Source organism: Geomonas sp. (genome assembly GCF_056994735.1).
In genome coordinates this window covers 25,684-32,239 of the sequence record NZ_JBXKJL010000293.1, presented here as the reverse complement: position 1 = coordinate 32,239, position 6,556 = coordinate 25,684, and the positions used below count along the sequence as shown (strand labels likewise).

At 62.3% G+C, this 6,556-nt stretch carries 6 protein-coding genes; 4 read left to right on the top strand and 2 right to left on the bottom strand.

The window, feature by feature from the left end; genetic code table 11:
* The coding region (locus tag AC11W3_RS13170; RefSeq protein ID WP_484093132.1) for a carboxypeptidase regulatory-like domain-containing protein at positions 1–2,123 on the bottom strand (2,123 nt) is incomplete at its 3' end.
* A 396-nt stretch (positions 2,124–2,519) separates the two neighbouring features.
* Here AC11W3_RS13170 and AC11W3_RS13165 point away from each other — a divergent pair.
* From AC11W3_RS13165 to AC11W3_RS13155, 3 genes are all read left to right on the top strand, one after another.
* Positions 2,520–2,732, top strand: a complete 213-nt coding sequence (locus tag AC11W3_RS13165; protein ID WP_484088843.1) for a GSU3473 family protein — start codon at positions 2,520–2,522, stop codon at positions 2,730–2,732.
* A 357-nt stretch (positions 2,733–3,089) separates the two neighbouring features.
* Positions 3,090–3,296, top strand: a complete 207-nt coding sequence (locus AC11W3_RS13160; RefSeq protein ID WP_484088842.1) for a hypothetical protein — start codon at positions 3,090–3,092, stop codon at positions 3,294–3,296.
* Positions 3,297–3,744: 448 nt separating this feature from the next.
* Positions 3,745–4,530 carry a C40 family peptidase gene (locus tag AC11W3_RS13155; RefSeq protein WP_484088841.1) on the top strand — a complete coding sequence of 262 codons (786 nt, stop codon included), beginning with the start codon at positions 3,745–3,747 and terminating at the stop codon, positions 4,528–4,530.
* Between the two features lie 25 nt (positions 4,531–4,555).
* On the opposite strand, the gene AC11W3_RS13150 is transcribed toward AC11W3_RS13155, so the two are convergent.
* A complete protein-coding gene (locus AC11W3_RS13150) occupies positions 4,556–4,888 on the bottom strand; it encodes a PilZ domain-containing protein (protein WP_484088840.1) in 333 nt (110 codons plus the stop codon).
* Between the two features lie 229 nt (positions 4,889–5,117).
* Between AC11W3_RS13150 and AC11W3_RS13145 the strand changes: the two genes are divergently transcribed.
* Positions 5,118–6,392 carry an MFS transporter gene (locus AC11W3_RS13145; protein WP_484088839.1) on the top strand — a complete coding sequence of 425 codons (1,275 nt, stop codon included), beginning with the start codon at positions 5,118–5,120 and terminating at the stop codon, positions 6,390–6,392.
* Positions 6,393–6,556: the final 164 nt, after the last annotated feature.

The window sequence follows — 6,556 nt, the reverse complement described above, 5'->3', positions numbered from 1 at the left end:
GAGTAGGTGGTGAGGGTGTCGAAGTTGGGATCGCCGTCCTCGTGCAGGGTCGCGGTGGCGCCGGCTCCGCCGTTTCTGGAGTTGTGGCAGGTGATGCAGAGAGCGCCGCGGCCTACGCCGCTGGCGGAGAAGCCGGAGGGGAGCAGGGTGGTCGTGCCGTCGAAGAAACCGCCAGGCTGGTAGTCGCCGCGCAGGAAGACGATGGCCCCTTCAAGACCGGAGGACGTGCCGGGGTTGTGGACCTGGTGGCAGGTCTGGCAGGTCTGCGGCTGGACGTTGTTGGTGCGCAGCCAGGAGAGCGCTGCGGTGTTGGCTGCGTTGAGATTCCTGGACGGGCTCATGGCGTTGCCGCCGGTCCCCTGGAGCTGCTGGATCCAGAGCGGGAAGGCCTGGCCGCTATGGCAGCCGGCGCAGGAGGTGTTCACCAGGCCGGTGGTGCTGGAGATGCCCTCGCCCATGGCGGTTGCGAAGTCGCCGTGGCCGCTGACCCTCCACTCCTGGAAACGGCCGTGCCGCAACGGCTCGCCGTGGCACTTGCCGCACATGTCGGAGGAGACGCTCATGCGGGCGTCGATGGCGTTAAGCACTCCTTGGCCGTGGGCTCCGCCGTCGCCGTTGGGGCCGTGGCAGCTTTCGCACTGGACCTCGGACTTGCGCAGTACCTGGTCAAAGCCGACGAAGAAGTTCGGGAAGTTGGCCCGCCAGGCGGCGTCGGTGAAGCCGGTGGCGCGGGCTATGTCACTGAAGCCGTTGGACTTGATGGCGCTCGAGAACTGGCTGAAGCCGACCGAGTGGCACCGGGCGCAGCCGTTCAGCGTGTAGTTGCTGGGGAATTGGGTCATGGCCTTGACCATGATGTGGCGGTGTCCGCTGCTGGTCCAGATGTTGAAGACGTTGTTGATCTGGGTGGTGTCGAAGAACTGGACCGGAGTGGTCGCAGTGCTCCCCTTGTACGGGGTGGCGAAAGAGGCGTTGCCGGTGGTGTGGCAGCTCGCGTTGGAGCAGGCGGTGTCGACCACGCCGAGCGGGTCGCTGTTGGCGGCCGGGGTCAGGACACCGACGTAGGTGCCGGCATAGATGGTGAGCGTTCCGCCCGAGCCGGTCTCGGTTACGACGTAGGTGCCCGGCGCGTCGGGGATGAAGCGCGGGAACCTGGTGGTGGCGTCGAAGAGGGTGGTGACGTTCGAGCCGGTGGGCGGCGCGATGGTCCAGCTGTAGCTGTTAAGGAGCCTGCCCTGGATGACGACCGGCTGGCCGATCGGGACGTTCCTGATGCCGGGGTTAGGCACGAACGGCAGGGTGTTGGAGGGCGAGGTGCCGGTAACCACGGTGCTGAAGGTGCTAAACGGTGCCGCGTTCCCTATGCGGGAGAAGACCTTGAACGGGGTGGCGGCAGCCTGTTCGGAGGCAAACGGGACGATGGGAAGAACCTGCAGGCGGTCGAGGGTTTCAAAGTCGGGCACGTCGAAGTCGTTCTGATCGGCGATCGGGTCGTGGCCCGGGGGGTAGACACTCTGGCGAACCTTGGCGAACTCGGCGACCGCGCTGGTCAGCGCGGTGTCGCTCGGCTTGTGGAGCTTGGCGGTCGGGCCGGTGGCTATGAGGTTGCCGTTGGCGTCAGTCCAGGTAATTACCGTGGTCTGCCCGACCAGGGCCGGATCGTTGACCAGGGTGGTGGCGGTAACGGTCGCCGTGGTCCGGTTGTTGAAGTTGGTGTTGGCCACGTTGATGACCGCGGCCGAGGTCTGCACCAGCGCGACGGTGGGCAGGGTGTTGGTCTGGGTGGCAACCACGGTGGCGCTCTGGGTCTTGGAGGCGTAGCCGGCCTTGGTGTAGACCAGGGTATAGTTGCCGTTGGGAAGCGTCAGCGAGTAGTTGCCGCTGGCGTCGGTGGAGGCTGCTGCCACGCCCTGCACCACGGGGGTCGGAGTCACCGTTACCCCGCCAAGATTGTGCGGCGGGAAGGCGGTGTCGGTGACCTTGCCTGTCAGCGTCCCGAAACTGGTGCCGTCCAAGCCCCTATCACCCTTGTCACCCTCGCAGCCGAACATGATCACCGTTAGCAAGAGGATAGCAAAAAGTGACAGGTGCTTAAGCATCTTGCGCATGTGATGTCTTCTCATCTAGGCTCTCCTTTGTCGAATAGATACACCCGAAACTGCCGTACCTTTTAGGTGCTCCTATCAAGGCTCCGTGGCCACTAGGAGCTGTCATAACCCTTCCTGATCATTTGACCTCACCTCCTGATCATTTATTAGAAAAATATAGTTAAGTAAAGTAGCATCAATTGGCCGATTGGCAAGGCCTGTTACGTCTTTTTTGGTCCTGACGGGGGGTGGGTTACGGCGGATGAGCGCGGCGATAATGAGGATTGCCTCCGCGTAACCGCCCCGCCCATTAGGGAATATTATGTTGAGCGCAAGGGGGCGGGTGATTTAGAATGGACTTGTAGGTAGTTGTTTTGGTGATGTTCAGGGGGTGAGTGCGGGTGTCTCGAAGAGCGTGACGGAGTCATCGGTATGGGAATCTCAGTAATATTCGCCAACGGGGAGGAGAGGCTGGTCCCCGCCTACATGCTTGATTATCTCATTCGTGAGAAGAGGATCGTCGCTTTCTTGAGATCGGACGGTTGGGTACAGATCGGGCGGGATCCGATCAGGAAGGCCCAGCATCCCCTGACCAAGTCGGGCAACAGGTGGAACGATTTCCTCTTCAAGCGCCAGGCCATCTGACTCACTCCTGCAAACGAGGAAGGCAACTCCTCTTCCTGCCACCTAGCCGGGAGGGGAGTGCCGGCCCGAACGTCATCAGCAAGCCCTCCTTGGCTCGCTGCTCCGCCGCTCGATTTTTCCTGCCTGACCCGGCCGGTAAAAGGCCCTCATTTCCCCCCTCCATTTTTATCTCCCGCTGTTGACTTTCGATATTCCCCGAATAGAATCGTATACATAACTTTTTGCCTCTATTTATTAGTAGTTGCCGCTGGAGCCGCTACTCTGAGCATCCGGGGCGAAGACGGGAATCGTGAGTCATACCGCTAAACGGCGCGTATGATTTTTTGATGTGCATATAATGAGCGGAGTGGGGGCGTCATGGCGAAGATAGAGAACGACGAGAAGGGGTTTACCTGCGAGTGCGGGCTGCGCAACGACTATCCGAACTATGTTCAGGATCACTGGAGCGTCAAGCTCGTATATTCATGTTCCTGCCAGAGACAGTACATCCTCTACAAGGGGACGGTCACCAAGACCTCCCGGGGAACTCCCGAAATCTGTGACGACGAGGCCTTCGGCGACTAGACTTTCCAGTGACAGAAGATCCAATCCCAAGGAGGCGGGGGATTCCTCTTCCGCCTCGACGCCAGCTCTTTCCCCTTCGTGCACATAAATGGTGCGGGACGCTTCGCCCTGCAAGGAGCGCCGCTGCCCCTGCATCGCTTAAAGGAGCGGTTCCCCCTCTGCACTGCCTCCGGATACCGGCCTCCGACCAGACACCCTCCGGTGCCGCCATTCCTCTGCCGGGTTCCCGCCAAGGCTTTGAATCCCTTCCCGGCTTCGCCCGACTCCCATTGGCCTCGAACTTGCAGGATCCAGCAGCAAGCCGGCGTTCTACTCCCAGCGGCGCCAATGGAGCGGCATCCGCGTCCGGCTGTTGACTCCGCTGACGGCCCTTTGACTCGGGCGTCAAACAACCAGTCGTTTTCACCGCCGGCGGATCTTCGTCCGCTTTCGGCAAAAGGAAGAATGGATGGCGATTAGCGCACTGCAGACAGTAGTATCTGCCAACACCTTGCAATCGGGGGGCGCCAAAGGGAAGAGCAACGTTTCCTCCAGCGTGGCGAGGGGCTTCGAGTCTTTCCTCGGTCCGCAGCACAACGATCAGGGCTCTCCCCCCGCCGGGACCCAGCAGGCGGCCGCGGAAGTGCTGCGCATGGAGATGATGCACAGTACCCTTTCCCTCTTCGGGGAGGGCGAGAACAATTGTTCCTCCTCTTCCTCGGGCACCCGCGCCCTGGAAACCCTTCTCTCCGGCCTCTCCGGAAACCAGCATCGCTCCCTCCAAGCCGCGGGACAGGCGAAAGGGGCGGTCGGCAAGAGCAACCCCGAAGAGACCGCCCTCCTCAAGGAACTGAGCGATCCGGAAAACCTTCTCCCCAGCAGGGAGACCCTCATCAACGAGATAGGCAAGACCGCCGCGGCCTACGTCGGGACCCCGTACAGGTTCGGTGGAGAGGGGGCGAACGGCATAGACTGCTCCAGCTTCGTCCAGCACGTCTTCCACGAGCACCAGATAGAACTCCCGAGGACCGCCCGCGAGCAGATCCGGTTGGGTACCGACGTCAATCAGGGGGAACTGAAGAAGGGGGACCTGCTATTCTTCCATACCTACGCCTCCTATCCCTCCCACGTCGGCATCTACCTCGGTGACGGGAAGATGATTCACGCCTCCTCGGCCAAGGGGGAGGTAACGGTCTCGGACATCAACAGCAGCTACTACCGGTCCCATTTCATAGGGGCGAAAAGGATCACCTGAGGTGGCGTCCTTTCCGGTGGCGGGCTTACTCTGCCAACTCCGGAAAGAGGGAGAGATAGGCCTCCCTCCCCTCCAGAAAGCTGGTAATCCGGATGCCCATGCCGCATTTGTGGGCCACGCGGATCATGCTGGCGGGAACCTTCTTCGCCCAGACGACCTTCCCCTCCAGGCTCACCACTCCCTGGTCGAGTTCGAAGGCTACCTTTACCCCTCTCCCCGGCTGGATCACCTGGGTAGTCTTGATGAAAACTCCGGTAGGCGAAACGTCTTCGGTAAAGGCCAGCTTCTCGGCTGCCCCCTCGCCGAAACGGACCGTCATCCTCTTTTTTAGTCTCTTGATGCTGCGATGGGTTTCCATCGGTTGGTCCCCCTGATAACTGCTGCCTTTCCTTTCATTATATAGGAGCGCGCCCTTGCCGGACAAGTTGCCCGGAACGCCGCTGACGCGGCCGTCGCTTCCTGCTGAAATTCCCTCTTTCCCACCTCCTGCCACTGCCTTACTCACCTTAAACAGCTACCATCAAAACCTTTTTTGTGATATTCATCCTTGCGCTGAAAATAAACGGGGAAGGGAGGATCCGCATCGCATGAATTCATCCAACCAAGCAGAGGTCAAGGAGTTCACCGTGCAGGTCGGGGCCTTGGCCACGGCAAGCGGGACAGGATACGCCTGGGTCATCGCCGCCCTCGGCACCCTCATACTCTTCGGCGCGCAGGGCATCGCCCGCTTCGGCTACACTGTGCTGCTGCCGCCGATGCAGAAGAGCCTTGCCATGAACAATGCCATGGCCGGCATGCTGGCCACGTCCAACCTGGTAGGCTACCTGGCACTGTCGGTGATCGGCGGCGCACTGTCTGCCCATTTCGGACCGAGGCGCGTCATAGCCACCGGCGTTGCCGTCGCCGGGGCCGGGATGCTGCTGACCGGCACCGCCGGAAGCTTTGCGGAGGCCGTCCTCTGGCGGGGGCTCACCGGAATCGGCAGCGGCGCTACCATCGTTTCGGCCATGGCGCTGACCGCGGCCTGGTTCGCCCCGCAGCGGCGCGGGCTGGCGGCCGGGATCGTGGTGAGCGGCGCATCCCTGGGCATGATCATCATCGGACCGCTGGCGCCGCACCTGATGAAGGCCTACGGGGACGGCGGCTGGCGTTCCTGCTGGTACATCTTCGGAGCGGCCACCCTCGCCATCGCCGTCTGCGCAGCCGTCTTCCTGCGCAACAACCCCGATTCCTCCGCACGCACCGCAGCTTCCGCCGCCAAGGGTGGAGGCCTGCAGTGGGGGCGGGTCTACCGGTCGGCCTCGGTATGGCACCTCGGGGTCGTCTACGTCGCCTACGGCTTCTCCTACATCATCTACATGACCTTCTTCGTGAAGCGCCTGGTGGCCGACGGCGGCTACAGCCGCGAAGCAGCCGGTCAGCTCTTCATGACCATGGGGTGGTGCAGCATCTTCTGCGGGATGATCTGGGGCGCGGTTTCCGACCGCCTCGGCAGGAAGCAGGCCCTGATAATGGTCTACCTGATCCACACCGTCGCCTTCGCCATCTTCGCCCTCTGGCCCACGCCGGCCGGCTTCACCCTCTCGGCCGTGCTCTTCGGCCTTTCCGCCTGGAGCATTCCGGCCATCATGGCCGCAGCCTGCGGCGACGTCCTGGGGCCGCGACTGGCCCCCGCAGCCCTGGGGTTCATAACCCTCTTCTTTGGTGTCGGGCAGGCGGTGGGACCGAGCGTCGCGGGGGCCATGGCCGATGCCAGCGGCTCTTTCGTCTCGCCGCTCCTCCTGGCCTCAGGCGTCGCACTGGTCGGGGCACTGGGAGCCGCTACCCTGCGGCCGGTGAAGGCGGACCAGCCAGAGCCATAGTCGGCAGGGCTGATACTCGTTTAGAAACGCCGGAGGCGCGCTCTCCGGCGTTTCGCGTTTGGGGCAGGGGAGGAGGCCGCAGCGGCTTGGGCATGGTTGACACTGCAGGACAGTAAGGTATCTTCAATGCGGGACTCGGGCCCACTAACGCTGCAGGATCTTTA

What these genes read in the sequence shown, in the direction of transcription:
- AC11W3_RS13165 (WP_484088843.1), top strand. Translation starts at nt 2,520, where the DNA reads ATGGGAATCTCAGTAATATTCGCCAACGGGGAGGAGAGGCTGGTCCCC.
- AC11W3_RS13160 (WP_484088842.1), top strand. Translation starts at nt 3,090, where the DNA reads ATGGCGAAGATAGAGAACGACGAGAAGGGGTTTACCTGCGAGTGCGGG.
- AC11W3_RS13155 (WP_484088841.1), top strand. Translation starts at nt 3,745, where the DNA reads ATGGCGATTAGCGCACTGCAGACAGTAGTATCTGCCAACACCTTGCAA.
- AC11W3_RS13150 (WP_484088840.1), bottom strand. Translation starts at nt 4,888, where the DNA reads ATGGAAACCCATCGCAGCATCAAGAGACTAAAAAAGAGGATGACGGTC.
- AC11W3_RS13145 (WP_484088839.1), top strand. Translation starts at nt 5,118, where the DNA reads ATGAATTCATCCAACCAAGCAGAGGTCAAGGAGTTCACCGTGCAGGTC.